Source organism: Mesorhizobium sp. M7A.F.Ca.MR.176.00.0.0, from assembly GCF_004023165.1.
In the GTDB taxonomy this organism is placed as follows: Bacteria; Pseudomonadota; Alphaproteobacteria; order Rhizobiales; family Rhizobiaceae; genus Mesorhizobium.
In genome coordinates this window covers 1-25,344 of sequence record NZ_RZTC01000011.1, presented here as the reverse complement: position 1 = coordinate 25,344, position 25,344 = coordinate 1, and the positions used below count along the sequence as shown (strand labels likewise).

Sequence of the window (25,344 nt, the reverse complement as noted above, 5' to 3'; positions counted from 1 at the left end):
CCCTGATGTTGCCGGATCGTACCGGACGGCACGAAGCCGAGTTTTTCATAGAGCGGCATGCCGTCCGCTGTCGCGACGAGCCGCAGCGGACGGTCGCCGGCAAGTGCGAAGGCTTGATCCATCAGCCGGCGCCCAAGCCCCTTGCCCCGCACATTCCTGTCGACGATCACCATGTTGATCATGGCGCAATCCATGCCATAGGGCGTCACCAGGATGGTTCCGGTGACACGGCCCTGATCGTCGAGCGCGACCGCACCGTTCGAGAGCTGCAGCGCCATCTGCCAGTCCTGCGGCCGATGCGGCCAATTCTCCTGGCGCGAAAGCACCACCGCTCCCTCAATATGGTCCGGCCCGAAGGCCTGGAGTTCGATCTCGCCCTGCTGCATGAGGCATCCTTCCGTCTAGTGCCCAAGTCTCGGCCATCGGCGCGCCGCAGATCATCTGAAGGCATTGGCTTCGGCGGTATCTTTCGCCGTAGCGCAAGCGGTGCGCCGCATCTTGTGCTGGCATCGTCCGCGGCGGATGCGTTTCACGCCGATCGCGGCGCCGCGATCGGCACGCCAGATGCTACAGCGTGCCAAACCGGATGGCGGATACGGAACTTTCTGCTTTCGGGAGGGCGATTTCGGTCAGGTGGGTCGCCACCTGCCGTCCTATGATGAAATACATCCCAGCGCGGATGTGCTTCCACCGGAGATCGACGGACATGGCTTCCTTCAGGCCCAAATACATCACCTTCGACTGCTACGGCACGTTGACCTTTTTCCAGATGGCGGAAGCGGCGCGCGACCTCTACGGCAGCCGGCTCGACGAGCCGCGCATGCAGGAATTCATCAAGAACTTCGCGGCGTATCGGCTCGACGAGATCATGGGCGACTGGAAGCCCTATGCCGACGTCGTCCACAATGCGCTCGAGCGCACCTGCAAGCGTAACGGCGTCGCCTTCAGCGCCAACGATGCCCGAATGGTCTACGAGCGCGTCCCGACCTGGGGGCCGCACGCCGAGGTTCCGGCCGGGCTGGCGAAGGTCGCCAAGGAAATTCCGCTGGTCATCCTGTCCAACGCCATGAACGCGCAGATCATGTCCAATGTTGAAAAGCTCGGCGCGCCGTTTCATGCCGTCTACACCGCCGAGCAGGCGCAGGCCTACAAGCCCCGCTTCAAGGCCTTCGAATACATGTTCGACAGGCTGGGCTGCGGCCCGGAAGATATTCTTCACTGCTCGTCTTCGTTCCGCTACGACCTGATGTCGGCACACGATCTCGGCATCAAGAACAAGGTCTGGGTCAATCGCGGCCATGAACCGGCCAACCCGTACTACGGCTATGTCGAAATATCAGACATTTCCGGTCTTCCAGGCGTCGTTGGGCTCTGAAACAGGCGGATTGCCGATGAAGTTCGTCTCCTACTGGCACGACACGGCCCCTGTCTTTTCCGGCGGGGCGCAAGGCCCGGTCGAGGGGCACTACGATGCCGCCATCATCGGCGGCGGCTTCACCGGTCTCGCCGCCGCGCGCCAATTGGCGAAGGCTGGAGCCAAGGTGGCCGTGCTGGAGGCGGAACGTGTGGGTTGGGGCGCATCTGGACGCAATGGCGGACACCTAAACAATGGCCTCGCCCACGGCTATCTCTCCGCCAAGGCGGAGCTCGGCAAGGAACGCGCCATCGCGCTCTACCGGGCGCTCGACGACTCCGTCGACACCATCGAGGCGCTGGTCGCGGAGGAAGGCATCGACTGCAATTTCCGCCGCGCCGGCAAGCTGAAGCTCGCCTCCAAGCCGCAGCATTTTGATGCGATCGCCCGCAACTTCGAAGCCCTCCATGCCGAAGTGGATCCCGATACGGCGCTGCTGTCGGCGGCGGATCTCAAGTCCGAGATCGGCTCGCCATTCCACGGCGCGATGCTGTCGAAGAAGAGCGCCATGATGCATATGGGCCGCTATGTGGCGGGTCTCGCCACTTCAGCCGCCCGCTATGGAGCCGTGATCCACGAGAACGCGGCGGTTACCGACCACACGCAGGCCGGCGGCAGGCATGAGCTGACCACCTCGCGTGGCCGGATCAGCGCCGACAATGTGCTGGTGGCGACCGGCGCCTACACGACGCCTGACTTCGGCTACTTCCGCCGCAGGATCATCTCCGTCGGCAGCTTCATCATCGCCACGCGGCCGTTGAGTGACGCCGAGATCACTGCCACCATGCCGGGCAACCGAACCTGCGTGACCTCGATGAACATCGGCAACTACTTCCGGCTGTCGCCGGACAGGCGCCTGATCTTCGGCGGCCGCGCACGCTTTTCGGCGACATCCGACCAGCGCTCCGACGCCAGGAGCGGAGAGATATTGCAGGCATGCCTCGCGGCCATCTTTCCGCAACTCGCCAAGGTCGAGATCGACTATTGCTGGGGCGGGCTGGTCGATATGACCAAGGATCGCTTCCCGCGCGCCGGTTACCATGACGGTGTCTGGTTCGCGATGGGCTATTCCGGCCACGGCGCGCAGCTCTCCACCCAACTCGGCATCATCCTCGCCGATGCCATGCTCGGCCGCGAAGATCGCAATCCGATGAAGGGGCTCGAATGGCCGTCCATTCCCGGATACTCCGGCAAACCCTGGTTCCTGCCGATGGTCGGCCTCTACTACAAGGCGCTCGACCGTATTCAGTGATCGCCGATCCGGCCCGATCGGGGCTTCAGCCCAGCCCGCCGATGTGGAAGCTCTTCATCTCTAGATACTCCTCGATGCCGGCCTGCGCGCCCTCTCGCCCGAGGCCGGACAGCTTGACGCCGCCGAAGGGGGCGACCTCGATCGAGACCGAGCCGGTGTTCAAGCCCACCATGCCGAACTCCAGCGCCTCACCGACGCGCCAGGCGCGTTTCAAATTCTCGGTGTAGAAGTAGGACGCAAGCCCATAGGGCGTACCATTGGCCAGCGCGATCGCTTCCTCTTCCGTCTCGAAACGAAAAAGCGGCGCGACCGGGCCGAAGGTTTCCTCGCCGGCGAGCTGCATGTCTTTCGTGGCGCCGGTCAGCACCAGCGGCGCGACATATTGAGGACCGTCCGGCAGAGCCGGCTTCTCGGTGATGATCGCAGCACCCTTGGCGAGCGCGTCCTCGACGTGACGCTTGATCTTTTCGACCGCCGCCATGTTGATCATCGGCCCGATGGCGACGCCCGGCTGCGTGCCCGGCCCCACTGTCATGTCGTTGACGCGTGCGCTGAGCTTCTCGGCGAAGCTTTCGTAGACTCCGGCCTGGACGAGGATGCGGTTGGCGCAGACGCAGGTCTGGCCGCCATTGCGGAACTTGGAGACCAGCGCACCCTCGATGGCGAGATCGAGATCGGCGTCGTCGAAGACGATGAAGGGTGCGTTGCCGCCGAGTTCGAGGCTGAGCCGTTTCACGCTGTCGGCCGCCCCGCGCATCAGCAGCGAACCGACCCGCGTCGAGCCGGTGAAGGAGATCTTGCGGACGGCCTCGTTCGCCATGATCTCGTTGCCGATCTCCGTGGGCATGCCAGTGACGATGTTGATGACGCCGGCGGGGATGCCGGCGCGCTCGGCAAGCACGCCGAGCGCCAGCGCCGAATAGGGCGTGAACTCGGATGGCTTGATCACCACCGTGCAACCGGCAGCCAATGCCGGCGCGACCTTGCGGGTGATCATCGCATTGGGGAAGTTCCACGGCGTGATGATGCCGCACACGCCGACCGGTTCCTTCAGCACGATGATGCGGCGGTCGGAGGTGGGCGAGGGGATGGTGTGGCCATTGATGCGGCGCGCTTCCTCCGCGAACCATTTGACGAAGGACGCGCCGTAGCGGATCTCGCCCTTGGCCTCGTCCAGCGGCTTGCCTTGTTCGGTCGTCAGGATCAGCGCGAGATCGTCCAGATGAGCAAGCATCAGGCCATGCCAGGCCTCCAGCAGGGCAGCGCGCTCGGCGTTGGTTTTCTTTCTCCAATCGCGATAAGCGGACGCCGCGGCCTCTATGGCCGCACGTGTGTCCGGACCGGCCATGTCGGGGACTGTGCCGATCGCCGCCTGGGTTGCCGGATCGATGACGTCGACCGTCCCGCCGGAGCCGGCAGCGACCCACTTGCCGCCAATCAGGCCGGCTTGGCGGAGGAGACTTTTATCTTTCAGGTTTTTCATCGAAAACAACCTTGCAATCAGGTGAGTGCCGCGACGACAGCGGCGGTGATGGCCTCGGTCCGGTCCTTGCCGGGAATGGTGCCTATGCCTCTGGCGGTGGTGGCTTCGACCGTCTTCATAACGCGGTCGGCCGCAGCCTTTTCGCCGAGATGTTCGAGCATCATGGCGCCGGACCAGATGGTGGCGATCGGATTGGCGATGCCCAGATGCGCGATGTCGGGCGCCGAGCCGTGCACCGGCTCGAACATCGACGGCGCCGAGCGGCCGGGATTGATGTTGGCCGAGGCGGCGTAGCCGAGCCCGCCCTGGATCGCCGCGCCGATATCGGTGAGGATATCGCCGAACAGGTTGGAAGCGACGACCACGTCGAGGCTCTCCGGCGCCATGATCATGCGCGCGGCGAGCGCATCGACATGATAGCTGGTCACGGCGACGTCAGAGTACTCCGCGGCCAGCTTTCGCGTGATCTCGTCCCAGAACACCATCGAATATTTCTGCGCATTGGACTTGGTGACGGAGGCCAGCTTGCCCCGACGCGACCGCGCTTGCTCGAAGCCGAAGCGCAGGATGCGCTCGACGCCGGCACGGGTGAAGATCGAGGTCTCGACAGCGACCTCATCCAGCGTGCCTTGATGCACGCGCCCGCCGGCGCCGGAATATTCGCCTTCGGTGTTCTCACGGATGCACAATATGTCGAAACCTTCCGCCCGCAGCGGGCCGGTCACGCCCGGCAGCAAGCGATGCGGCCGGATGTTGGCGTACTGCACGAATGCCTTGCGGATCGGCAGCAGCAGCCCGTGCAGCGAAACGGAATCCGGCACCTCCGCCGGCCAGCCGACGGCGCCGAGGAGGATGGCGTCAAAGCCTCGCAAGGTCTCGATGCCGTCGTCGGGCATCATGCGGCCGGTATCCTTGTAGAATTTGCAGGACCACGGGAACTCGGTTCCGGTCAAGGCAAAGCCCGCCTGTTTGGCCGCCGTTTCCAGCACCGACCAGGCGGCGGTGGTCACATCGCGGCCGATGCCGTCACCGGGGATCAGGGCGATCGAATAGGACTTCATCGGCATCTCTCTGGAGGCTGATCAGGACGCTCTTGGTCCTGCGGTTGGCGAGATAGGCCTCGCGGCCGAGATCCTTGCCGATGCCGGAGCGCTTGTAGCCGCCGGTCGGCAGGATATGGTCGCGTGAGCGGCTGTAGCGGTTGACCCAGACAGTGCCTGATTCAAGCTTGCGCGCGTAGCGGATCGTGCGGGACAGGTCGGAGGTGAACAGGCCGGAAGCCAGCCCGTAGGTTGGATGGCTGGACAGCGCCAGCGCCTCTTCCTCGGTCTCGAAGGTCTGGATGGTCAGGACCGGGCCGAAGATTTCCTCGACGATCGCCGGATTGGCCTGATCGACATCGGCGATCAGCGTCGGCTGGTAGAAATAGCCGGGGCTGTCCATGACGCCGCCACCGGTCAGGCATTCGCCGCCGGCCGCGATCGCGGCGCGCACGATGCTGTCGACACGCGCCCGCTGCCGCTCCGAGATAACAGGCGAATACTGTGTCGCGTCGTCCCAGGTCGGGCCGGGCAGCACCGCCTTCATCCTCTCCAGGATCGCGGCCGTCAGCCGGTCGGCCACGCTCCGCTCGACGATCAGGCGCGTGCCGGCCACGCAGGCCTGGCCGGCATTGAAGGTGACGCTGCCGGCGGTGGCCGTCGCCGCCTTCTCCAGATCGGCATCGGCGAAGACGATTTGCGGGCTCTTGCCGCCGAGTTCCAGCGTCATCGGCTTGACGCCAGTGCGGGCGACGTTCTCCATGATCGCGGATCCGGCGCGGGTCGAGCCGGTGAAGCTGACCTTGGCGATTTCGAGATGGCCGGTCAGCGCCGTGCCGGTCGTCGGACCGTCTCCCAGCACCACGTTTATGAGCCCTGCCGGCAGGCCCGCCTTGACGGCGAGTTGCGCCATATAGACTGCCGAGAAGGGCGTCATTTCCGACGGCTTCAGCACGACCGCATTGCCCGCGGCCAATGCCGGACCAAGCTTCCATCCGGCCATCGAGATCGGAAAATTCCAGGGCGTGATCGCGCCGACCACGCCATAGGGCTCGCTCATGATCATGCCGAGAGTGGCGTCGTCGGTCGGCACGAGCTCGCTGCCTTCCTTGTCGGCGAACTCGGCAAAGAAGCGGATCTGCTCGGCGGTGATGGCGATGTCGCCGGCAACGAGCTGGCCGACGGGCCGGGTCGAGCACAGCGCCTCGATCCTGGCCAGCGTTTCGGCCTCCGCCTCGATCAGGTCGGCCCAGGCCTGGAGCGCCTTCGTTCGTTCGCGCGGCCGAACACCACCCCAGTTGCTGGACTTCAGCGCCGCCTTGGCGCTTTCCACGGCACGGTCGACCATATCGGCGCCGGCCACCGGGCAGGCGGCGTATGGCTCGCCGTCCGACGGTCGGTGCATCTCGATCGCACCCTCGGCCGCGATCAGCTCGCCGCCGATGAAATGGCCGACGGGGAGGGAGACAGTATCCGGGTCGAAGCTCAAGCCCATGGCACCCACTCTGGAGTATTCTGCCGGAGCCTAACGCGGGCTCTGGCGCAGCATGCACCGTTCGGCGATCGGTCGCGGATGATTGTTGTGTGCCGGCGATGACAGACGGCAAAATCTGTTGCGGAGGCCTGCGCCTCGCGCGCTCCCGTCACCCCACGGTTACGTAGATCTTGCGTACCGTTTCGATGGTCTTCCAAACACCGGTGAAGCCGGGTTTCATCACGAAGCTGTCGCCGGCGCGATAGGTCACCGGTTTGCCGCCGTCGGGCGTGATTTCGATCACGCCGGAGAGGATGTGGCAGAACTCGAACGTCTCGCCCTTGATCGAGCGCGTTTCGCCAGGCGTCGCCTCCCAGACGCCGGTATGGACGAGGTCGTCCTTGGCGGCGTCCTGCGCCCAGGTCTTGAAGGCGGGGTTGCCGGAAATCAGCCGTTCGGGCAGCGCCCCGGATTCGCGCGGTGGGAAGGCAGGACTGGTATCGACGGTCTTGAGCAGGGACAAGGGATGGCCTTTCATGTTGAGTTTCAATAGCCGCGCGATCGGTCGACGAGCCCGATGGGGTCAAGACCGGCGCGGTATCGCCTGATGTTGTCGACAACGGCCTGTGCGGCGCTGGCGGGCTGGGTGACGCTGGCGACATGCGGGGTCAAAATGACCTTTTGATGCGACCAGAACGGATGGCCCGCCGGCAGGGGTTCGGGATCGGTGACGTCGATCATCGCCGCCGAAAGGTGGCCGCTGTCGAGCGCGGCGACAAGGGCTTCCTGGTCAAGCTGCGGCCCCCGACCGGCGTGGACGAGCGCCGCGCCCTTGGGCAGTTTCGCAAACAGTTCGGCATCGAGAAAATCGCGCGTCTCCTCGGTCAGCGGCAGCAGGCAGATCAAAATGTCGCTGGCCGCGAGCATCTCGTTCAGCCCGAGCTCGCTATGATGACAGGTCACGCCCTCGATCCGCCGCGGCGAGCGGCTCCATCCTGCAAGCGGGAAGCCGAAGGGCTTCAGCCGGTCGAGGACGGCCTGGCCAAGCTGCCCGAGGCCGAGCACGCCGACCCGGCGCGACCCGGCCTGCGGCTGCGCGATATCGGTCCATTCGCCGGCGCGCTGCTGCGCCAGATATCCAGGCAGGTTGCGGTGGAGCGCGAGCACGGCAAGCGTCACATATTCCTGCATCATGCGCACGATGCCGTCCTCGATCATGCGTACGATCTTCACGTTCGCAGGCACCGCATCGAGGCGAAACTGGTCGACGCCGGCGCCGATGGAAAACAGGATTTCCAGGTTCCTGTAGCGGCCGAGATTATCCGGCACGGTCCAGCTGATCAGGTAACGCACGGCGTCGGGATCAACCTTTGCGGCATCCATCGTGAAGGGGACGTCCGGCAGCTCTCTCGCGAAGGCATCGGCGAAGACCGCCCCGCGGCGCGCATCGGAGTTGAACAGAAATGTCATTCCGGTTCCTCGTCAAGCCGCGCAGCGGGCGCCCAAGGCCTCGATCAATCGCTGGCAGGCCGTGAGCTCGCTGGCAAGGATGTACTCGTCCGGCTTGTGGGCGCGGTCGATGTCGCCGGGGCCGCAGATGATCGCATCGAGCCCGGCGGCCTGGTAAAGCCCGGCCTCCGTACCGTAGCTGACGGCGGCAAGCGGCACCTCGCCGATCAAGGCATGCAGCAGTCCCGCTAGCGGTGCGTCTGGCGGCAGCGACATCGCCGGATAGGCGCTCATCGGTGTCCACTCGATGCGAAAGCCATCGGCTGCAAGGGCCTCGGCCCGCGCCTTGACCGGCGCCAGCAGGCTGGCCGGGTCGACGCCAGGTATGGCGCGCGCCTCTAGGTCCAGCGTGCAGGTGTCGGGGATGATGTTGACCTGATGTCCACCCGCCACCACACCCGCTTGCAGCGAGGAGTAGGGCGGTTCGAAGGCAGGGTCGAACGGACCGTGCGTCAGCCGTTCGGCCTCGTTCACAGCCGCGCCCAGCGCAGCGGCCATGGCATGGATGGCGTTGAGCCCGAGATCGGGCCGCGAGGAATGGCCGGAGCGCCCGTTGATGATCACGCGGGCGGCCGCCTTGCCCTTGTGGCCGCGCACGGCGCGCATCCCGCTCGGCTCACCAACGATGACGCCGAGCGGCTTTGCGCAAAGTTCGGGAAGGCGGGCGATCAAATGCGGCACGCCACGGCATCCCACTTCCTCGTCATAGGAGAAGGCGAGGTGGATTGGCCTGGCAAGGCGCAGTCGCGCCAGCGCAGGCACCGCCGCGAGCACTGCTGCAAGAAACCCCTTCATGTCTGTGGTGCCACGTCCGTAGAGCCGTTCGCCCTCCTTCCGTAACGCGAAAGGATTCGAACTCCATTGCGGCTCGCTGGCGGGAACAACGTCCATATGGCCGGACAGTATGTAGCCCGGGACGTTGGCGGGGCCGATCGTCGCGAAAAGATTGGAACGATCACCTTCCGGCCCTGGAACCACGGTGACCTGGGTTCCGTGTTCCGCGAGATAGGTCTCGATCCAGCCGGCGATATCGCCGTTCGGCCTGCCGGCGACCGATGGAAAGGCGACGAGACGGTCGAGGATGTCGAAGACGTGCATTCCAGCCCTCAAAGCGTTTCGGGTTCGCCGGAATCGGTGCCGTCGACCATAAGCTGCCAAGTTTCCAAAGAGGATGTGCGCGTTCTTTCGCGATTGCGTGCCGAAAGCTGAAATGTTTCAGTTGAATCTTGCGTTGCAGCGCGGCTTTCGAGCAAATCGTACCGGTCGGCTCGTTTAGCGTTGGCGGGCAGAGGGTGGCCATCAGTGGGTGGCGCTCTGGTGAGGAAATCTTGCAGGGGCATGGAATTGAAGCCGTCCGGAAGCTTGAAAATCGATACCTTCTCGATGCGCATTGGCGACATCGAAGACGTCGAACTGGACCGTTTGCACGCGCTCTCGCTCTCCGTGGGATGGCCGCATCGCGCCGAGGATTGGCAATTCGTGCGTGAATCGGGGCAGGGGTTGGTGGCGCTCGATGAGATTGGCCGGGTTCTCGGCTCGGCCATGTGGTTCACGCATGGTGCCGATTTCGCCACCGTGGGCATGGTCATCACCTCACCGCGACTCCAGACGTTGGGGGCGGGGCAATGGTTGATGAAGCGGGTCTTCGACAAGGTCGTCGGCCGCGACTTGCGCCTCAACGCAACGCGCGCGGCAAGGCGGCTCTATCTCTCGCTCGACTTCCAGCCGGAGAAGACCGTTTATCAATGTCAGGGCATCGTCCGTGCGCAGACGACAGTTGGGCAGGAAAATACCCGCGGCGAAGTCCGGAGTTTGGTCGAAAATGATATTCCCGCCGTGATCGCGCTCGACGCGGCAGGGTTTGGCGTGAGGCGGGCGGCGCTCATCGAGAAGCTTTTCGCACACTCGGCGGGCTATGGTCTTTTCAAGGGTGACACGTTGAACGCGTTCGCGCTCTGTCGGCCGTTCGGGCGGGGCCATGTCGTGGGTCCGGTCGTGGCGGACAGCGACGCCGACGCCGTGGCGACCGTTCGGCCCCACGTCGCCGACCACTCGGGGTCTTTCCTGCGAATCGACACCCACATGAACAATGGCGAGTTCGCCGCCTTTCTGTCGCACGCTGGAATGCCGGTCTTTGACACGGTGCTGACCATGTCGCTGGGCAAGGGCATCGCCGACATTCCGGACGGCAACTCGCTGAGGACCTATGCCTTGGCAAGCCAAACCCTCGGGTAGTTGCCTTCTGTCGCGCCATGGTGCCGGCCTGGTCGGCCCTATGCTCCCGGACCACCATGCGCCTCATCTCGGAGAGTACAATCTTGCTGGTTCCTTGAAAGCAAACATCGTGGCTGTCATGAGCATCAGCAATTCCGGGTCGCATGCCTCTCGTCTGCACTGTGCTTCCTGGCGACGATCCCTATCGGCTCCATTGTCGACTCCGTTGCCTCGCTTCGCAGCCGGCATGCGTTGCCTTGGCCGTGACGGTTCCGTTCAGTTCGCAGCGTGGATCATGTCAGCAACGCGCTCGGCCATCATGATCGTCGGAATATTCGTGTTGGCGCATGGAATCGAGGGCATCAACGATGCATCGCAGACACGCAAACCTTCCGTTTGGTAAACCTTGCCGGAAGGCGACGTTACTGCCATTGGATCATCAGGCGTCCCCATGCGGCAGGTGCCGGAGGGATGCCAGGTTCCGGCGACATGCCGGGAAATGAATTCGGTCAGCGCGGTATCGTCCTTCAGCAATCCGCCCATGGTTGTCCCCATCGTAATCACGGAATGCACAAGACCTGCGCGCAGCGGCCCGGCTATGTCGAGCATTGCCGACAGGGCGCCCCGCTGCAGCGCATTCCAATGACCGGGAACGGCGACTTTCGCGACGCGCGGCGAGTAGCTGGAGGGGAAAACGGTGCCGCGAGCGCCGTCCATGGTCGGATCAAACAAGGTCTGCGCACCGAGCCGCAAAGCGCTCTTCAGCCGCTCAAGGTCGCGCTCGTCGCTGAGCATGCGAAAATCGACCTCCGGTTCCGCATGTGGATCGGCGCTGGAAAGACGCACAACTCCGCGCGAATAGGATTTGTTGACCCAGAAGAACAAGCTGCCCATGCGCAACCCAACGGAATGCCAGCCCGAGCGCGACAGGATGGCCGCATGCATGTCCCCGGCCGGCGTTCCCTCAAGGTTGGAGGAGAAACGCCAGACCGCCTGTTCGTGATGCTCGCCTTTGTCGCGCACCCGCATGTGGGAGGGAAGGAAGGCTGCAACGGCGATCGAGGGGTGCTCCATCAAGTTTCGTCCGACCCCGGATCTCGATGCCACAACCGGAATGCCGAGAGCCGCAAGCTCGTTGCCGGGCCCCACGCCGGATCGCAGCAGGAGTGCTGGCGAATGAATGGCGCCGGACGTCACGATCACCTCGCGGGCCATGATCGTCCCTGCGTGGTGCCCCGATATCTCGGCGCCGATTGCGCGGGCCCCATCGAAGAGGATGCGCGTTGCCATGCTGTCGGTCACGATTTTGAGGTTCGGCCGTTTGCGCACTTCGGGCCTCAGATAGGCGATGGACGTCGGCAGGCGGTCGCCCGCATCGCTGACCGCGATCGCGCCGCGAAAGGCGCCGTCCTGCCAAGGGCCGTTCTGGTCTGACTTGATCGGATGTCCCCGTGCCTCCAGCGTTTTCATCACGCGTGCGACGAAGGGTGAAATCTTTGCATCGCTGATGCGGCGGATGGTCAGCGGGCCATCCATGCCATGCAGCGGTCCTTGAAAATCCCTGTCTGCCTCGAGCTTCCTGAAGTAGGGCAGGCACTCCTCCCAGCCCCAGCCGGTGGCGCCCAGCGACACCCATTCGGCATAGTCGGAGGGCGCGCCGCGATTGGCCATCAGCGCGTTGATGGCCGAGCCGCCGCCGAGAAGTCTGGCCTGCTCATAGCGGCGCGACAGACGCGGCGCGCTGTTGGAGCGGGCGTACCCCATCATCGCGGTCAGGGAAGACCAGATGTTGCTTGTGTCGAGATAGGCGCGGCCGGGGTAGCGGCTGCGCACCGCCTCTGGAATGTCATCGGCGGATATGTTGCGTCCGGCTTCGACCAGCGTCACGGTGCGGTTTGGATCCTCCGACAGCCGTGCGGCAAGGACGCAGCCGGCCGAGCCGCCCCCAAGGATCAGATGATCGACGATCATCCGGCTTTCTCGGTGCGCCGCTTACTGCCGCGCGCGTTGATCGCCACCAGCATCAGCATGATGAAGGAAACGGCAGTCAAAAGCGAGCTGATGGCGGCGATTGTCGGGTCGATCTCGTCGCGCAGCGCCGTGAACATGCGCTTGGTCAGGGTCTGGTATTCACCGCCCGAGATGAACAGCGAAACCACCGTTTCGTCCATCGCGGAGATGAAAGCAAACAGCAGGCCCGAAATGACGCTGGGCCGGATTTGCGGCAAGGTGACGATGAAGAAGGTGCGCAGCCGATTCATGCCGAGGCTGCGCGAGACCATCTCCTGCGTATGGTCGAATTTGCGAAGGCCGACCAGCACCGAGGTGATCACATAGGGAAGTCCGAGCATGGTATTGGCGAGAATAAGGCCCGTCATGCTCGCCAGCAGCCCGATTTGCGCATAGACGAGAAAGACACCGACGGCGGTGATGACGATGGGCACGACCAGCGGCAAAAGCAGGAGCAACTGCAAGCTGCGCACCAGTTTCGACGATGTCATGTTGAGCGCATAGGCGGCCGCCGTCCCGAAAATCGTGGCCAGCACGGCGCTACTAACCGCGATGATCAGGCTGACGCGGGTCGCCTGCATCCAGGCGGCGCTGTTGAGGTATGCCTCATACCAGCGCAGCGACCAGGACGGCGGCGGGAAGGTGAGGAACCGGGCGCTTGAAAAGGACATCGGCACAATGATGACGATGGGTATGACCAGCCAGGCCAAAATAAGAGCAACGACGGCGTAAAGCAGGAGACTGGAAACGCGCATGCCTCACCTCGTTCCGATGATGCGTTCGAAGGGAATGACAAGGCTTGCCAGCTTGAAGACGAGGAAGACGCAGATCATCAGGACGACGCTGATCGAAGAAGCAGCCCCCCATTCGTTGTAGACTTGGATGTTGCGCGATACGAGCATGGAAACCATGTAGGTGCGCCCGCCGCCGAGCAATTCTGGCGTGATGTAGAAGCCAAGCGTCAGCACGAAGACCAGAACCATGCCGGCAATCATGCCTGGCAGCGACAGCGGCAGGAAGACACGCAGAAAGACATGCATCGGGGATCCCCCGAGGCTTGAGCCGGCCATGACCAGCTCCTGCGGGATCTTCTTCATCGTGGCGTAGAGAGGCAGCACCATGAAGGGCAAAAGGATGTGAATGGTGGCAAGCACGGTGCCGAATTCATTGTTAACCAGCAACAGCGGGCTGTCGATCACTCCGGCACTTTTCAGCGCGGAATTGACGATGCCGGTGCGCTGCAAAAGGATCAGCCAAGCATAGGCGCGCACCAGAACGCTTGTCCAGAAGGGCAATAGGACCAGCGCCAGAACCACCATGCTCCAGCGCTGTGGAAGTCCCGCCGCCACATAGGCGACGGGATAGCCGAGCAGAACGGTTACCAGCGTGACGACAAAGGCGATGCGGAAGGTCTCCAGGAACGTCATCCAGTAGACGGAATCGGTTAGAAATCGCTGATAATTGACGATGGTGAAGCCACCATCCTGCCAGACCGACTGCCAGGCCAACCAGCCGAGGGGCACGATCAGAAGCGCACCGACGACCAGCAGCGCGGGCGCCAGAAGCAGAAGCATCAGCCTCTGCTCGCTGCGCTCGTGATTGTCGGACGGGGTTGCTATCGCTGTCGTCATCAATGACCCTCCCAAGACGTCTTTGCGCTTTCTGATGCAGGTCGCTTCCCGCAGCCGCTGCGCACTTGCGGACGACATGCTTTACTGCTGGATAAAGGACGCCCAGCGCTTTTGCGCGTCTTCGCCAGCCTTCGAGCTCCACCATTCGTCGGACACCAGAACCTGTCTGGCGGCATTTTCGGGGGAACTTGGCATTTCAGCCGCGCGCTCGGGCGTGATCTTACCGGTCTTGTAGGCTTCCGGATTGCCCGGACCGTAATCGATATAGGCCGGGAAGTTCGCTTGAATATCCGGCGTCATCGCCGCGTTGATGAATTTGACCGCCGTGTCGAGGTTTGGCGCACCTTTCAGGATGCACAGCGAGGTATATTGAAGGAAGCCCTGATTGAATGTGTAGCTGACGGGGATGCCTTCCTTGGCGACTGCGGTGACGCGGCCGTTCCACGCCATTTCCATATCGACTTCGCGATCGGCCAGAAGCTGCGCCGACTGCGCGCCCGATGTCCACCAGACGGTGACATAAGGCTTGATTTCCTCGAGTTTCTTGAAGGCCCGATCGACATCCAGCGGATAGAGCTTGTCGGCCGGTACGCCATCCGCCAGCAGGGCCGCTTCGAGCGTTGCGAGCGGATGGTTGCGCAGCGCCCGCGTGCCCGGAAATTTCTTCACGTCCCAGAAATCAGCCCAGCTTTTCGGCGGATTGTCACCGAACTTGTCCTTGTTGTAGGCGAGCACGCTTGAATAGAATTCGTAGGCTACGGAATAAGGGCTCTTGTACTGCGCCGGCATCTTCTGTGCATTGGGGATCTTGGAAAAATCGAGCTTTTCGATCATGTCTTGCTGTCCGCCGCGAATGCAATCCTGCGTCGGCGTGTCGACGACGTCCCACACCGGCTTGCCGGTTGCCGTCTGGGTCTTGATGACGGGCCAGGCATCCGGCGCGCTGTCCTGGTTGATGGTGATGCCTAGCAGTGCGGCCACCGGGTCGAGGATAGCCTTGGTCTGGGCTTCTTGATAGGCGCCGCCTTGCGAGACGAACGTGATCTGTTCGGCCGACGCAAAACTGATGGAAAGACCGATGACTGAAGCGGAAAGCACGAGCGTGGAAAATTTCGGTATCATGTCCGTTCTCCTCTTGTTGGCAGGGTTTCAAACCCTGTTTTGACGCTTGAATGCTGGGTCTTAGCGCCCGATTGCATCGAGGAACTGGTACCATCCGGCGACAAGCCGGACAGCGGGTTCCCGGATGGGATAGAAAGGAACGGGTTTCAGCCGTTCCGAAGTCAAAAGCCCCAGATCCGGGCTTTCGCCGGCTACGATAGCGGCGACGTGTTTTCCCATATTGGAGGCCAGCGCCACGCCGGTGCCGTTGTACCCGACCGCATAGACGATCCGGTCATCAAGCCGGCCGGCATGAGGGATGCTGTCCATCGTCATCGCGACCAGACCGGACCAGCGATGGGTAACGGTTGCCTCGGCAAGCTCCGGGAACTGACGAACCATAGCCTTGTGCAAAGCCGTAAAAGCGCTTTGCGAATCCTTCTTGCCGAAGGCGCCACGCCCGCCATAGAGCAAGCGGTCTCCGGCCTTGCGGAACCAACGCATCATTCGCCGCGTCTCGGTGTAGCTGCGGTCCTTGGCCAGAAGATTGGCCCCGGTTGTGCCTGTCAGCGGTTCCGTGGCGATCATGGCCGAACGAAACGGGATGATCGAGGTACGCACGGCAGCGGTAGCCGGCGTCAGGTCAGAATAGGAATTGGTGGCGACCACCGCCTGTGCGGCGGTCACCGCACCGGAAGGCGTTTCCAACAGAACGCCCATCCCCTCGCGCTTCAGCCCCGTGACGGGCGTGTTATCGAAAATGTCGATGCCGGCCGCTTTAAGCCCGGCCGCGATGCCGAACACGAAATTAAGTGGATGGATGATGCCGCCGTGGGTGTTGAGCATGCCGCCGACGAAATCCCGAGATCCGGTTTCCGTCCCCATCTCCAAGCCTGTCAGAATAGAACAGGCCGGGTCGCCGAGTGCCTCGTGCAGCCACGCAGCTTCCTTTTTCAATCCTTCGAGCGAAACCGCATTGTGCGCGCATCGCAGCGATCCGGTCGAACGGTAATCGGCCGACGCAATGTTGTAATCCTCCACCAGTTCGCCGACATGCTCGATCGCCTCGATGCCGAGATCGTGCATTCGTCGGGCGGCCTCCAAGCCGAACCGTTCGGCGATCTGCGAAAATGCGATGCGGAATTTTCCGGAAACCACGCCACCGTTGCGACCACTGGCGCCCCAGCCGATGCGGTTCGCCTCGAGAACCACCGATGACAGGCCTCGGCGAGCGAGATACCGGGCCGTTGATAGGCCGGTGTAGCCGCCACCGATAATCGCCACGTCGTAGTGGCGATCTCCTGGCAGTCTGCCGAAAACAGGCCGTGGACCAGCCGTCTCCTGCCAAAGCGAGTGGATATCGGGAAAGGGTGGGTGCGTGGTCATCACTCAGGCCGCGCTGGCGATCCTGTGGCCTGCGGCCAGATCCGCGTCCACGGCGTCCGCCAGTTGCTTTAGCGAGGAGAAATGGAAGTCGGGCCTGGTGAGCATCTTGGGTTCCGGTGTGCCGCCAAATCCTGCCTGGCCCTGACGTCGCTCGATCCAGCAGGTCGTGTAGCCAAGTTCCGTAGCGACGCCGATATCGTGATGCTGGCTCTGGGCCACGTGCAGGATTTCCGATTGCTTGTAGCCGGAGGCGGACTGACGGCCCTTGTTGAAGGCGAAAAACTGTGGATTGGGCTTGGCGCATCCGGCTTCATCACAGGTGACGCTGTCGTGGAAGGGACTGCCCAGGGTCGCCGAATAGGCCGAAAACGCCGTGCGATCGGCATTGGTCATCGCCACCAAGCGGAAGTTGCGACGCAACCGCGCCAAAGCCTCGACGGAATCGGAAAAGGCCGGCCACCGCAGGACCGCAAGTTGGAAGGCTTCCGCCGTTGCCTCCGCTCGGGCGAAGTCCATTTCCGTAGCCAGCGACAGATAGACATCCTTCATGGCGAAGGACGAGCGGCCGTAGAACTTGTCGCGGCCGCGCTTGTAGGATTCGAAAATCGCATCGTCGGAAGCAGCCTTTGCCTTTTCGCCGCCGAGCGCGCGAACGGCATTGAGCACGCCCGTTTCGAAATCGATCAATGTGCCGACGACATCGAAGGTCATGACCTTGAATTCACTGAGTTTCATGATGCGGTTTCCTTTTGGCAAGTCGGGGCGTTCTCAGGGGGCGTCCGGGACGACGATCGTGTCTTCGGGGTGTAGGGCTACCGTGATCGGTTCGCCGGGTTTCTTGAGGTGCAAGCGTCCGGCATGATTGCTGGGAAGCCTGAGGCTCAGCTCTCCGCCGGATGACAATTTCAGAAATACCCGGATGCTTTCGCCCTGGTAGAGCGTTTCGATCACCGTTCCCGAAAGCCTGTTCGACGCATGCGGCGCGTTGTCATCGGCGACCACAAGTTTTTCCGAATGCACCGCGAGAGACAGCGCCTTACCTTGGGGAACGCTGCGCGATGTGCGCAGCACGGCGTCGCCAAGCGTTACTGTATCGTTGCCGGCGCGCGTGACCGGCAAAAGGGTTGCTTCCCCGATGAAGCGCGCGACGAAGGAATCGGCGGGATGGTCGTGCAGCTGTTCGGGTGTGTCGATCTGGACGAAGCGACCTTTGTTCATGATGGCGACGCGATCGCTCATTGTCAGAGCTTCCCGCTGGTCGTGCGTGACATAGACGATCGTCGCGCCGAGCTTGCGGTGCAGCCGTTTCAGCTCGATCTGCATGGATTCGCGCAATTGCTTGTCGAGCGCCGACAGCGGTTCGTCCATCAAGATCAGCCGCGGCTCGAAAATGATGGCGCGGGCAAGTGCAACACGCTGGCGCTGCCCGCCGGACAGTTCGTGGACGCGCCGGTTCTCAAATCCGCCCAGTTCGACCATATCGAGCGCGCCTTGCAGCTTGTTGGCCCAGTTTGACTTCGGCAGGCGACGCGCGCGCAGCGGAAAGGTGATGTTTTCCCCGACGCTCATATGCGGGAAGAGAGCATAGTTCTGGAAGACGATTCCGATATCGCGTTTGTGCGGCGGCTCGAATGTAATATCGCGGGCGCCGAGCCAGATCGACCCGGATGTCGGTTGGACGAAGCCGCCAAGAACGCCCAGAAATGTCGTCTTCCCCGATCCAGACGGACCGAGAATGGAGACGAACTCGCCTGGAGCGACCTCGAGACTGACATTGTCCAGTGCGCGAAAATGTCCATAGCTCTTGCTGGCCGCGCGAATGGAAACGCCTACTCGATCTGCTTTTGTCGCATCAATCATATGATTCCACTACAAAATTCATCAGCAGCCCCTTGGTCTGGCGCATGCTGCATTCTTTGATGAGTAGAAGTCTGAAGGTATATTTCATGCCCGCACCTGCCACGTGCCGCATGGGTACACAGTCCATTTCTCTGAAATTTTCTTGAAGGTCTAACGCCTTCCATCATAGCCAGAAGACCAAAGAAAATGGGGCTTCGCAATTGAAAAAAAGTTCGGGCTTATGTTACATCGTGTAATGGAAAAATTGAGACGCTCCTTGCCATCCATGAATGGCCTCTTTACTTTCGAAGCCGCCGCTCGCTGCGGCAATTTTTCCAGGGCAGCGGAGGAGCTGAACGTGACGCCTGCGGCCGTCAGCCGTATGGTGGCAAGGCTGGAAGAGCATCTCGAGACGACGTTATTTGTACGTCAACCCGGTGGTGTCCGCCTGACCGAATCTGGGCGGCTGCTGTTCGACGCGATCGCCAGAGGGTTTTCAGGGATCGAAAATGCCTTGCGCGAGATCGAGGATCGCCGCATCGGCATTCAAACGGTGTCCCTATCAGTTTCGACCGGTTTCACCACCCACTGGATGATGCCGCGGATGGCCGACTTCAAAAAGGAGTTTCCGGCTGTCGATCTGCGGTTTCAACTGGTTATGGGAGCGCTTGCGGGGCCGGTGAATGATGTGGATCTCGGAATGCGCTTCGTCAATGGCTCGGACGAACGACACGAGGCCGTCTTCATCATGCCGGAAATTCTTATTCCCATCTGTAGCCCATCCTACATAGAAAGCCATGGTTCGGAGGCAACCCATGTGAAGCGGATGCCCGACACTACGATCAATCTCAGTGACGCACAGCCGAACTGGTCCGGTCTATTCTCGCCACTGAACAAGGGGGACGCTGTCAATTCGATGATCTTTTCCGACTATGCCATCGTCGTTCAGGCCGCCTTGCTCGGGCAAGGCGTGGCCCTCGGTTGGCTGAACGTCATTGCCCACTGGCTGCGGACGCGGGCTTTGGTGCCGGCGCGCGAACAGCTCATGATTACGGGCCGCCAGTGCCATCTCGTTCGCCTGCGCGACAAACCCGCGCGCCCGATCGTCGCGCAGGTTAGGGAATGGATGATTGGCGAACTAAATGCCGACATTGTCGCAGTTGATGCGCTTTATCCAACGCTGGGGCTGAAGTCGGCAGGCCTTTCAAAATCCGCTGGGTAATCGGGCCCAATGCATACGTTTCAGCATTCCTTTTGAAAGTTCCTTGATTCCCCGATCTGCTGTCGGATGAGGCGCTCCGACGCGGCGCAAGAGGCGATTGGAAATCAATGGTCACGCGGCTGCAGAGTTCATGGTTGTGCCTCGAAAGTCGCATAAACGGCAGTCTGGAATTGTAGCCCATTGGGTACCGAGCTCGTTCCAATTGAACCTACATAGCGGTTCGACTGCGTTGCTTCATCTCCCCTATACGGATGGTGCCGGGCAAAGCGCCCCAAAGTTCGTGTAGGTTGGGCGAATCGCTTCGAAGCGTTGCGTTCTGATCCGCTAGCGCCGTTTGGCCAAGCGCACACCAGCACCGCCGCCATTCTCCGGAATGAATTCTATACCAGCAGCTTCGAGCGCTTCACGAATGGCACCGAGGTTGTTGCGGTGTGGGACGCGCAAGCCTCTTTCGAAATCCACGACCGTAGCGCGCGAAACATTTGCTGATTGGGCCAGTTCAGCTTGGCTCCAGCCGAGCATCGCTCTGGCGCCTCTGCATTGCTCCACGGAAATTTGGCTCATCCAGCTAAAATCAGTCTTTTGGTTGACTTTGGTGCGAATGTCAGCTTAAATGACTGACGTTAGACAAATTGCTTGACGGGCTCATGGTAGGCATCTGCCCAGGCTGACCACACCCAAGCTTCAGCGAGCTCGGATCATGGCTGATTCCGACAATACCACGACTTTGCCTCCCGTCACCCGAGCAGGAGATACCCTTGGCAAGTGCAATTGTGCGAACCCTTTCCGCCAACGGGACATTCAAGCACCAGGATCTAAGAGCCGTACACCTTCACCCTTTTGGCCAGCGGACAGGAATTCGACACCCGCTTTTATCAGAGCCGCCTCAATAGCCTGCAAAGTGCTGATCCGGGAATCGACCTTGCCGTTTTCCAACCGGGTTAGCGCATTCAGCGAGACAATGGCCTTGTCGGCAAGCTCCTGCTGCGACCAACCAAGCAAGGCCCTTGCGGCTCGAATCTGTCGTGGACTGACCATGAGTCCACAATCGGCAGGCGGATTTTCTTTGCCACCTATAGGGTTATTTTGAACCCTATAAGGTATATTAAATGGCGATTCGATCTGCAGGTGACCTCGGAGGAAGAGGCCCGGAGCGCGCGCGACAGACTCTCTATCCGGCTGACTAGTGGAGGATCGAAAGGCCTTGTTGAAACCGGAACGCACCGTCCTCCTTCGGACGGGGCCGAAGCCAAAGATCGACAGTGACCCTCATCCGGCCGATCAGCATGTCGGCAGGCAGATTGCGACGGTTCGCGTCCAATCCGACGTCTCGCAAGCGCAGCTTGCCCGATCCATAGGCATCAGTTTCCAGCAGCTCCAGAAGTACGAGAACGCGCGCAATCGCGTGAGCGCGTCGATGCTCTACGAGATCGCCAGCTCGTTGGGCGTTCCTGTCGGCCGCTTCTTCGCAGGCCTGCCGGGAAACGGTGAGACCCGCGTCGAGGCGCGGACCCTGCCGGTCGATGAGCGCCTGGATTTCATTGCCAGCGCGGAGGGCCGGCGCCTGATCGAGGGGCTTGTGAACCTTCCGCCGCGTGTGCGCGGTCGCGTCTCGTCCCTGATCGCAGCGTTAGGAGAAGAACTGGCCCTGCCAGACATAAAGGCGGATAGCGAGACGGCCGGCGAAGCCGCGCCTGCCGAATGCAAGACCGGCTGACGGCCGGTCGGGGCCGTCAGCCGAATTTTCGTGCGGGCAGGGCGATGCGGACGCAGGTCGAGGATACTTCGATCTCGACGCCGAACGCCCGCGAGCGGGTCGCGAATCCCTCCAGGATGTCTCGCGCTGCGGTTCCCGTGACGGCGACGGGCACCAGTCTGCCCGTTGCTGAGCCAAGAGACTGGGGGTCCGCGCCGATCGCTACGGGCAGGAGGTCTATTCCCGCTAGATTTCCGCTCCCATCATAGCGGCATGCGGCGACAATGCTTTGCCAGACTTCCGGGGGATTCCATTCGGTTTCTTCGGGGTGGACGTGGAAAAGGAAGTTGCCGAGGCCGTAGAAGATCGGCGCGCCATTGTAGATTTCCACGGCCTGCAGCACCGGAGCGCCGTGGCTGACGAAAAGGTTGGCGCCGGCGTCGATGCACATCCGGGCAAAGGTCTGCACCCAGCGCGGCACGTCCTGCCAACCTGGTTCCCAGTGATGGTGGTGCAGATAGGCAATGACGAAATCGCCTTGTGCCGCCGCATGCCGGATGGCGGACAGATGGACACTCGCGCTCCGCTGATCGACTTCGACCAGACGGCCGAAATCGGCGGCTTGCGTGAACACGGTGCCGTAGAAATTGATCTCCTTGTCGGCTGACACCGCCACAGGATCCTCCGGCTGCGCATAGTTGGCCAGTTCAAAAGGGGAGCTTTGCAAATGAGCGCCCAGCCTCGCCAGTCTGCGGAAATGTCCATCCGGCACCCCCATCTTGCGAACGGTGGTCAGACGATTGACGCCGGGCCGAGCCGGCCGGAAGGCCGTGCGGTCTTCGGCATACATGTTGGTCGGGCCAGGGCCTGCATCCATCGCGAGAAGCGCGACCTGGCTCGCGCCCAGGCGGCGGCCGCCCGGTTTCCTCGCGTCTGTCTCGTCGGCCCCGATGCCGGCATGGAGGAAGCCGCGCGCTTCCACTTCCTCCAGCGTCGAGAGGATGCCGCCGGCGCCGAGATCGAAGGCGTGGTTGTTTGCGAGCGCAAGCGCGTTGAAACCGATGGCCTGCAACGCGTCGAGCACTTCAGCCCTGGAATAGCCGAAGTATTTGCCCTTGGTCGGCCAGCCGCCGTGCTTGCCCAGGATCGTCGACTCGAAGTTGGTGAAGACGACGTCGCCTTGGCGCAGGAAGTCCGTAACGGCGATGAAGCGTTCGTCTTTGACGTCACGGATGTCGTGCGTGATCAGGGATTGGCCGGTGACGACCGCGCAGAACTGGTCTTTCATGGAACTCGCCTTGAAGGAGGGGAGGGCGCTGGCGTTCCGCGCCTGCGCCCCGTCAATGTCGAAGTCGGGTGCCCGCCTATTGCGAGAGGGCAGGCGAGATGTCGCTCTTGAACCATTTCAGGCTCAGCGCCTTGATCGTCCCATCCTTGGTGGCGGCGGCGATGGCTGCGTTGAACTTGGCGAGCAACTCGGTATCGTTCTTTCGCATGCCGGCGCCGACGCCAGGCCCCCAGAGCCCGCCCTTCAGCTCGGGGCCGAAAAACACCGCATCCGAACCGGAAGGCGTCTCCAGAAAATCCCGCCAGGTGAAATAGTCGGCGAGGCCGCCGTCGATGCGACCCGCGGCCAGGTCGAGCTTCAAATTGTCCAGGCTGTCGTAGCTGCGGATGGTCACGACATCGCCCAGGATTTCCTTCACGACGGCTTCCGAATTCGACGAGCGCAAGGCCCCGATCGCCTTGCCGGCGAGCGTCGACCTGAGGCGTTCAAGGGTCGCCTTTTCCTTGTCCCCGATGGTCGAAAGGTTGACCTTCTCCTTGGTGTCGCCGGCGTCGAGACCCAGCTCCTTGCGCACCACGAACTGGTTGAAGCCGGCGGCGTAGGGGATCGAGAACGCGATCGACTGCTTGCGTTTCTCTGTGATCGCCATGCCGGACATGATCACGTCGAACTTGCCGACAAGCAGCGCCGGGATGATACCGTCCCAATCCTGCGGGACGAAGGTACATTTGATCTCGATGCGACGGCAAAGCTCCAGTCCGACATTGATATCGTAACCGTAGAGCTGACCGTTCGCGTCGGTACCGTCCCAGGGCGGGGAGGCGCCTTCAGTGGCAATCGATATGACGCTCTTGCTTTGGGCGCTGGCAGGAAATGCCGACATCAGGGATGCGATGGAAACAGCAATAGCCAAGGGTATGCGCATTATGCACCTCTTCGTTGGTTGGATGGAAAGGGCTGCCGAAAGACCCGCGGGTCAGGGCAGGGGCGTCGTGGTCTCAGGGTCAGGCAATGGAGGGCGCAATCGCGGCTTTCGTCGACGCACGCGATGGCCGTCGGTCGACAGTCGCCGTTCCAGGAACTGGATCGCTTTCACCGCGATCGAGGTGAGCGATAGGTAGATCGCTCCGGCGACGATGAAGATCTCGTAAGGCGCGAACGTCGTCGAAACCATCTGTCTCGCCATGCCGGTGATCTCGAGCAGCGTGACGGTGCTCGCCAGGGACGAACCCTTGATCATCCCCACGACCTCGTTGCCGTAGGCCGGAAGCGATATCCTGAAAGCGATCGGGAAGGTGACCAGGCGAGCGATCTGGAAGCGTTTCAAGCCGAGAGACGTGGCCGCCTCGGTGACACCCTTAGGCACGGACTGGAGACCGCGGCACAGAATCTCGGTGGTGTGCGCCGCGCTGTTAAGCGAAAATGTCAGAAGGGCGCACCACAAAGGATCGCGCAGGATCACCCAGAAGATGCTGGTTCGCACGGCCTCGATCTGACCGAGGCCGTAGTAGAGCAGGAAGAGCTGAACCAGCATCGGCGTTCCGCGGATCACATAGGTGTATGCGAGCACCGCGAGCGAGAGACTAGGACGTCCGAACGCGCGGATAAAGGCGAGCGGCACGGACAGAACAAATCCAGCCGTCAGCGAAAGGACCGTCAGGGTCAATGTGAGTCCAATGCCCGAAGGCAGGACAACCATTGCGTCAAACATCAAGCCGAGGTTCATGGGTCGCTCCCTCTTATCGGCCGAGTGCCGGATAGCGCCGCTCGGCAAGCCGGATCGACAGCAGCGTGACGGTGGTCAGCGAGAGATAGAGAGCGGAGGCCGCAAGGTAGAAGGTCAACGGTGCGCGCAAAGATCCGGCCCCGACATACGCCACGCGCATGATGTCGGTCAGGCCGACGATCGAAACCAGCGCGGTATCCTTGAAGAGCGAAATCCAGAGATTGCCATAGGCAGGCAGCGCCAGCCGCAGCATCTGCGGTCCGATGACGAACATCCAGCGCTGCCAGGCGTTCAGCCCAAGCGATTTTGCCGCTTCGGTTTGACCCGCTGGCACTGCCGCAATGGCACCCCGGAACACTTCGGTGGCATAACCGCTGAAGACGACCGAGAGCGCGATAACGCCTGCGGTGAATGCGTTCACTTCCACATACCGGCCGGCGATCTTGCTGGCGAGCGTGGTTCCGCCGAAGTAGATGAGCAGGATAATGAGAAGTTCTGGTACACCACGGACAACCGTGGTGTAGGCCGTCACGACACGGTTGAGGCGCGGTTGTGCCGTGCCCTTCGAAATCGCCAGAAACAACCCAAATGCCGTACCCAGGCAGCCGCTGACAAGGGCCAGGCCTATGGTCACGGTGAGTGCGACAACAAACTGAGTAGTAAAACCACCCATAGGGCGCTTTCCTCGACTCGCAATACCGCCAGGTACGCCGATCTTTCTCGCTGATACCAAGCTGTTTAACCCAAGGTTGCGAATTGTTTTATTTGTAATTCGGAGTTAATGTGAGATGTTGTCTAATTGTATCGCTTGATATTCCACACTCAATCTATAATTTTTAATATTTTTTCTATAACGCGCCGTTATATACTGGGATGGCTTATTGCTTCCCCAGGTTGGTGGTATCTGCTTCCCGGGTGGCGTTATCAGGGAAAGGAGCGCCGGAATGGAGTTGCTGCAGAGCGACCTGAAGCTCCGTCAACTGAAAGTCTTCCGAGAAGTGTTGCGGGCCGGTTCGACAAGGCGAGCAGCGGCAGCCCTCGGGATAAGCCAGCCGGCTG

Annotated in this window: 28 protein-coding genes; 6 read left to right on the top strand and 22 right to left on the bottom strand. The window is 61.9% G+C overall.

All coding sequences use genetic code 11. From position 1 onward, the window contains the following. Both EOB59_RS36000 and EOB59_RS35235 read right to left on the bottom strand, forming a co-directional pair. A partial coding sequence (locus EOB59_RS36000; RefSeq protein WP_245486545.1) for a GNAT family N-acetyltransferase occupies positions 1 to 386 on the bottom strand: 386 nt, incomplete at its 3' end. A 181-nt stretch (positions 387 to 567) separates the two neighbouring features. After that, complete coding sequence (locus EOB59_RS35235; RefSeq protein WP_164762593.1) at positions 568 to 708, bottom strand: hypothetical protein; 141 nt, start codon at positions 706 to 708, stop codon at positions 568 to 570. Here EOB59_RS35235 and EOB59_RS06410 point away from each other — a divergent pair. Beyond that, positions 707 to 1,375, top strand: a complete 669-nt coding sequence (locus EOB59_RS06410) for a haloacid dehalogenase type II (RefSeq protein WP_128287953.1) — start codon at positions 707 to 709, stop codon at positions 1,373 to 1,375. The genes EOB59_RS35235 and EOB59_RS06410 overlap by 2 nt on opposite strands. 16 nt (positions 1,376 to 1,391) lie before the next feature. Continuing rightward, positions 1,392 to 2,666 carry an FAD-binding oxidoreductase gene (locus tag EOB59_RS06405; RefSeq protein WP_128287952.1) on the top strand — a complete coding sequence of 425 codons (1,275 nt, stop codon included), beginning with the start codon at positions 1,392 to 1,394 and terminating at the stop codon, positions 2,664 to 2,666. A gap of 25 nt (positions 2,667 to 2,691) precedes the next feature. Here the strand turns inward: EOB59_RS06405 and EOB59_RS06400 are convergent, their stop codons facing one another. The 7 genes from EOB59_RS06400 to EOB59_RS35230 form a co-directional block, all read right to left on the bottom strand. Beyond that, positions 2,692 to 4,149: an NAD-dependent succinate-semialdehyde dehydrogenase gene (locus EOB59_RS06400; RefSeq protein ID WP_128287951.1), complete on the bottom strand. Its 1,458-nt coding sequence runs from the start codon at positions 4,147 to 4,149 to the stop codon at positions 2,692 to 2,694. Positions 4,150 to 4,166: 17 nt separating this feature from the next. Next, the gene (locus tag EOB59_RS06395; protein ID WP_128287950.1) at positions 4,167 to 5,210 is read right to left on the bottom strand and encodes a tartrate dehydrogenase; all 1,044 of its coding nucleotides are present in this window, start codon (positions 5,208 to 5,210) and stop codon (positions 4,167 to 4,169) included. Continuing rightward, positions 5,176 to 6,684 (bottom strand): aldehyde dehydrogenase family protein, encoded by a 1,509-nt coding sequence (locus tag EOB59_RS06390; RefSeq protein WP_128287949.1) that lies wholly within the window; start codon positions 6,682 to 6,684, stop codon positions 5,176 to 5,178. The genes EOB59_RS06395 and EOB59_RS06390 overlap by 35 nt, the downstream gene beginning before the upstream one ends. Positions 6,685 to 6,832: 148 nt before the next feature. Then, positions 6,833 to 7,186: a cupin domain-containing protein gene (locus EOB59_RS06385; protein ID WP_128288002.1), complete on the bottom strand. Its 354-nt coding sequence runs from the start codon at positions 7,184 to 7,186 to the stop codon at positions 6,833 to 6,835. Positions 7,187 to 7,209: 23 nt separating this feature from the next. Next, the gene (locus EOB59_RS06380; RefSeq protein WP_128287948.1) at positions 7,210 to 8,133 is read right to left on the bottom strand and encodes a glyoxylate/hydroxypyruvate reductase A; all 924 of its coding nucleotides are present in this window, start codon (positions 8,131 to 8,133) and stop codon (positions 7,210 to 7,212) included. A gap of 12 nt (positions 8,134 to 8,145) precedes the next feature. Then, positions 8,146 to 9,270 (bottom strand): acetylornithine deacetylase, encoded by a 1,125-nt coding sequence (gene argE, locus EOB59_RS06375; protein WP_128287947.1) that lies wholly within the window; start codon positions 9,268 to 9,270, stop codon positions 8,146 to 8,148. A gap of 8 nt (positions 9,271 to 9,278) precedes the next feature. Beyond that, positions 9,279 to 9,563, bottom strand: a complete 285-nt coding sequence (locus EOB59_RS35230) for a hypothetical protein (protein ID WP_164895591.1) — start codon at positions 9,561 to 9,563, stop codon at positions 9,279 to 9,281. Here EOB59_RS35230 and EOB59_RS06370 point away from each other — a divergent pair. Next, on the top strand, positions 9,511 to 10,407 hold the full coding sequence (locus tag EOB59_RS06370) for a GNAT family N-acetyltransferase (protein WP_127327804.1): 897 nt from the start codon (positions 9,511 to 9,513) through the stop codon (positions 10,405 to 10,407). The two genes, EOB59_RS35230 and EOB59_RS06370, sit on opposite strands and share 53 nt — an antisense overlap. Positions 10,408 to 10,662: 255 nt before the next feature. Here EOB59_RS06370 and EOB59_RS06365 read toward each other — a convergent pair whose 3' ends face one another. The 7 genes from EOB59_RS06365 to EOB59_RS06335 form a co-directional block, all read right to left on the bottom strand. Next, positions 10,663 to 12,357 carry a GMC family oxidoreductase N-terminal domain-containing protein gene (locus EOB59_RS06365; RefSeq protein ID WP_127327803.1) on the bottom strand — a complete coding sequence of 565 codons (1,695 nt, stop codon included), beginning with the start codon at positions 12,355 to 12,357 and terminating at the stop codon, positions 10,663 to 10,665. Continuing rightward, positions 12,354 to 13,151 (bottom strand): ABC transporter permease, encoded by a 798-nt coding sequence (locus tag EOB59_RS06360; protein ID WP_128287946.1) that lies wholly within the window; start codon positions 13,149 to 13,151, stop codon positions 12,354 to 12,356. The genes EOB59_RS06365 and EOB59_RS06360 overlap by 4 nt, the downstream gene beginning before the upstream one ends. Positions 13,152 to 13,154: 3 nt before the next feature. Continuing rightward, entirely contained in the window at positions 13,155 to 14,027 is an 873-nt protein-coding gene (locus EOB59_RS06355; RefSeq protein WP_128287945.1) for an ABC transporter permease, read from the bottom strand. Between the two features lie 81 nt (positions 14,028 to 14,108). Next, entirely contained in the window at positions 14,109 to 15,149 is a 1,041-nt protein-coding gene (locus EOB59_RS06350; RefSeq protein WP_127327800.1) for an ABC transporter substrate-binding protein, read from the bottom strand. Between the two features lie 60 nt (positions 15,150 to 15,209). Continuing rightward, on the bottom strand, positions 15,210 to 16,514 hold the full coding sequence (locus EOB59_RS06345; RefSeq protein ID WP_206622031.1) for an FAD-binding oxidoreductase: 1,305 nt from the start codon (positions 16,512 to 16,514) through the stop codon (positions 15,210 to 15,212). A 3-nt stretch (positions 16,515 to 16,517) separates the two neighbouring features. After that, positions 16,518 to 17,249 carry an HAD-IA family hydrolase gene (locus tag EOB59_RS06340; protein ID WP_127327798.1) on the bottom strand — a complete coding sequence of 244 codons (732 nt, stop codon included), beginning with the start codon at positions 17,247 to 17,249 and terminating at the stop codon, positions 16,518 to 16,520. 33 nt (positions 17,250 to 17,282) lie between these two features. Beyond that, the gene (locus EOB59_RS06335; RefSeq protein ID WP_127327797.1) at positions 17,283 to 18,374 is read right to left on the bottom strand and encodes an ABC transporter ATP-binding protein; all 1,092 of its coding nucleotides are present in this window, start codon (positions 18,372 to 18,374) and stop codon (positions 17,283 to 17,285) included. A 235-nt stretch (positions 18,375 to 18,609) separates the two neighbouring features. Here EOB59_RS06335 and EOB59_RS06330 point away from each other — a divergent pair, with 235 nt between their 5' ends. Continuing rightward, a complete protein-coding gene (locus EOB59_RS06330) occupies positions 18,610 to 19,575 on the top strand; it encodes a LysR family transcriptional regulator (protein WP_127327963.1) in 966 nt (321 codons plus the stop codon). A gap of 324 nt (positions 19,576 to 19,899) precedes the next feature. On the opposite strand, the gene EOB59_RS06325 is transcribed toward EOB59_RS06330, so the two are convergent. Both EOB59_RS06325 and EOB59_RS06320 read right to left on the bottom strand, forming a co-directional pair. Continuing rightward, on the bottom strand, positions 19,900 to 20,139 hold the full coding sequence (locus tag EOB59_RS06325; RefSeq protein WP_245466340.1) for a helix-turn-helix transcriptional regulator: 240 nt from the start codon (positions 20,137 to 20,139) through the stop codon (positions 19,900 to 19,902). A gap of 237 nt (positions 20,140 to 20,376) precedes the next feature. Continuing rightward, the gene (locus tag EOB59_RS06320; RefSeq protein WP_128288001.1) at positions 20,377 to 20,613 is read right to left on the bottom strand and encodes a helix-turn-helix domain-containing protein; all 237 of its coding nucleotides are present in this window, start codon (positions 20,611 to 20,613) and stop codon (positions 20,377 to 20,379) included. Between the two features lie 148 nt (positions 20,614 to 20,761). Here EOB59_RS06320 and EOB59_RS37160 point away from each other — a divergent pair, with 148 nt between their 5' ends. After that, entirely contained in the window at positions 20,762 to 21,292 is a 531-nt protein-coding gene (locus EOB59_RS37160; RefSeq protein ID WP_281061713.1) for a helix-turn-helix transcriptional regulator, read from the top strand. A gap of 16 nt (positions 21,293 to 21,308) precedes the next feature. On the opposite strand, the gene EOB59_RS06310 is transcribed toward EOB59_RS37160, so the two are convergent. The 4 genes from EOB59_RS06310 to EOB59_RS06295 all read right to left on the bottom strand — a co-directional run bounded on the left by EOB59_RS06310 (position 21,309) and on the right by EOB59_RS06295 (position 24,958). After that, entirely contained in the window at positions 21,309 to 22,559 is a 1,251-nt protein-coding gene (locus tag EOB59_RS06310) for a CapA family protein (protein WP_128287943.1), read from the bottom strand. Between the two features lie 76 nt (positions 22,560 to 22,635). Continuing rightward, positions 22,636 to 23,484, bottom strand: coding sequence for a transporter substrate-binding domain-containing protein (locus EOB59_RS06305; protein ID WP_128287942.1), 849 nt, complete (start codon positions 23,482 to 23,484; stop codon positions 22,636 to 22,638). A gap of 51 nt (positions 23,485 to 23,535) precedes the next feature. After that, positions 23,536 to 24,285 (bottom strand): ABC transporter permease subunit, encoded by a 750-nt coding sequence (locus EOB59_RS06300; protein ID WP_128287941.1) that lies wholly within the window; start codon positions 24,283 to 24,285, stop codon positions 23,536 to 23,538. Between the two features lie 13 nt (positions 24,286 to 24,298). Then, positions 24,299 to 24,958, bottom strand: a complete 660-nt coding sequence (locus EOB59_RS06295; protein ID WP_128288000.1) for an ABC transporter permease subunit — start codon at positions 24,956 to 24,958, stop codon at positions 24,299 to 24,301. Positions 24,959 to 25,229: 271 nt separating this feature from the next. Here EOB59_RS06295 and EOB59_RS37155 point away from each other — a divergent pair. Next, positions 25,230 to 25,344, top strand: a 115-nt coding sequence (locus EOB59_RS37155) for a LysR family transcriptional regulator (RefSeq protein ID WP_128287940.1), incomplete at its 3' end; no start/stop codon positions are given.

Coding starts and splice junctions, on each gene's coding strand:
- argE (WP_128287947.1), bottom strand. CDS start 9,270: ATGCACGTCTTCGACATCCTCGACCGTCTCGTCGCCTTTCCATCGGTC.
- EOB59_RS06335 (WP_127327797.1), bottom strand. CDS start 18,374: ATGATTGATGCGACAAAAGCAGATCGAGTAGGCGTTTCCATTCGCGCG.
- EOB59_RS35235 (WP_164762593.1), bottom strand. CDS start 708: ATGTCCGTCGATCTCCGGTGGAAGCACATCCGCGCTGGGATGTATTTC.
- EOB59_RS06300 (WP_128287941.1), bottom strand. CDS start 24,285: ATGAACCTCGGCTTGATGTTTGACGCAATGGTTGTCCTGCCTTCGGGC.
- EOB59_RS35230 (WP_164895591.1), bottom strand. CDS start 9,563: ATGCGCATCGAGAAGGTATCGATTTTCAAGCTTCCGGACGGCTTCAAT.
- EOB59_RS06325 (WP_245466340.1), bottom strand. CDS start 20,139: ATGAGCCAAATTTCCGTGGAGCAATGCAGAGGCGCCAGAGCGATGCTC.
- EOB59_RS06365 (WP_127327803.1), bottom strand. CDS start 12,357: ATGATCGTCGATCATCTGATCCTTGGGGGCGGCTCGGCCGGCTGCGTC.
- EOB59_RS06340 (WP_127327798.1), bottom strand. CDS start 17,249: ATGAAACTCAGTGAATTCAAGGTCATGACCTTCGATGTCGTCGGCACA.
- EOB59_RS06305 (WP_128287942.1), bottom strand. CDS start 23,484: ATGCGCATACCCTTGGCTATTGCTGTTTCCATCGCATCCCTGATGTCG.
- EOB59_RS06395 (WP_128287950.1), bottom strand. CDS start 5,210: ATGAAGTCCTATTCGATCGCCCTGATCCCCGGTGACGGCATCGGCCGC.
- EOB59_RS06410 (WP_128287953.1), top strand. CDS start 707: ATGGCTTCCTTCAGGCCCAAATACATCACCTTCGACTGCTACGGCACG.
- EOB59_RS06295 (WP_128288000.1), bottom strand. CDS start 24,958: ATGGGTGGTTTTACTACTCAGTTTGTTGTCGCACTCACCGTGACCATA.
- EOB59_RS06350 (WP_127327800.1), bottom strand. CDS start 15,149: ATGATACCGAAATTTTCCACGCTCGTGCTTTCCGCTTCAGTCATCGGT.
- EOB59_RS06400 (WP_128287951.1), bottom strand. CDS start 4,149: ATGAAAAACCTGAAAGATAAAAGTCTCCTCCGCCAAGCCGGCCTGATT.
- EOB59_RS06320 (WP_128288001.1), bottom strand. CDS start 20,613: ATGGTCAGTCCACGACAGATTCGAGCCGCAAGGGCCTTGCTTGGTTGG.
- EOB59_RS06370 (WP_127327804.1), top strand. CDS start 9,511: ATGGAATTGAAGCCGTCCGGAAGCTTGAAAATCGATACCTTCTCGATG.
- EOB59_RS06360 (WP_128287946.1), bottom strand. CDS start 13,151: ATGCGCGTTTCCAGTCTCCTGCTTTACGCCGTCGTTGCTCTTATTTTG.
- EOB59_RS06330 (WP_127327963.1), top strand. CDS start 18,610: ATGGAAAAATTGAGACGCTCCTTGCCATCCATGAATGGCCTCTTTACT.
- EOB59_RS06355 (WP_128287945.1), bottom strand. CDS start 14,027: ATGACGACAGCGATAGCAACCCCGTCCGACAATCACGAGCGCAGCGAG.
- EOB59_RS06380 (WP_128287948.1), bottom strand. CDS start 8,133: ATGACATTTCTGTTCAACTCCGATGCGCGCCGCGGGGCGGTCTTCGCC.
- EOB59_RS06390 (WP_128287949.1), bottom strand. CDS start 6,684: ATGGGCTTGAGCTTCGACCCGGATACTGTCTCCCTCCCCGTCGGCCAT.
- EOB59_RS06345 (WP_206622031.1), bottom strand. CDS start 16,514: ATGACCACGCACCCACCCTTTCCCGATATCCACTCGCTTTGGCAGGAG.
- EOB59_RS06405 (WP_128287952.1), top strand. CDS start 1,392: ATGAAGTTCGTCTCCTACTGGCACGACACGGCCCCTGTCTTTTCCGGC.
- EOB59_RS06310 (WP_128287943.1), bottom strand. CDS start 22,559: ATGAAAGACCAGTTCTGCGCGGTCGTCACCGGCCAATCCCTGATCACG.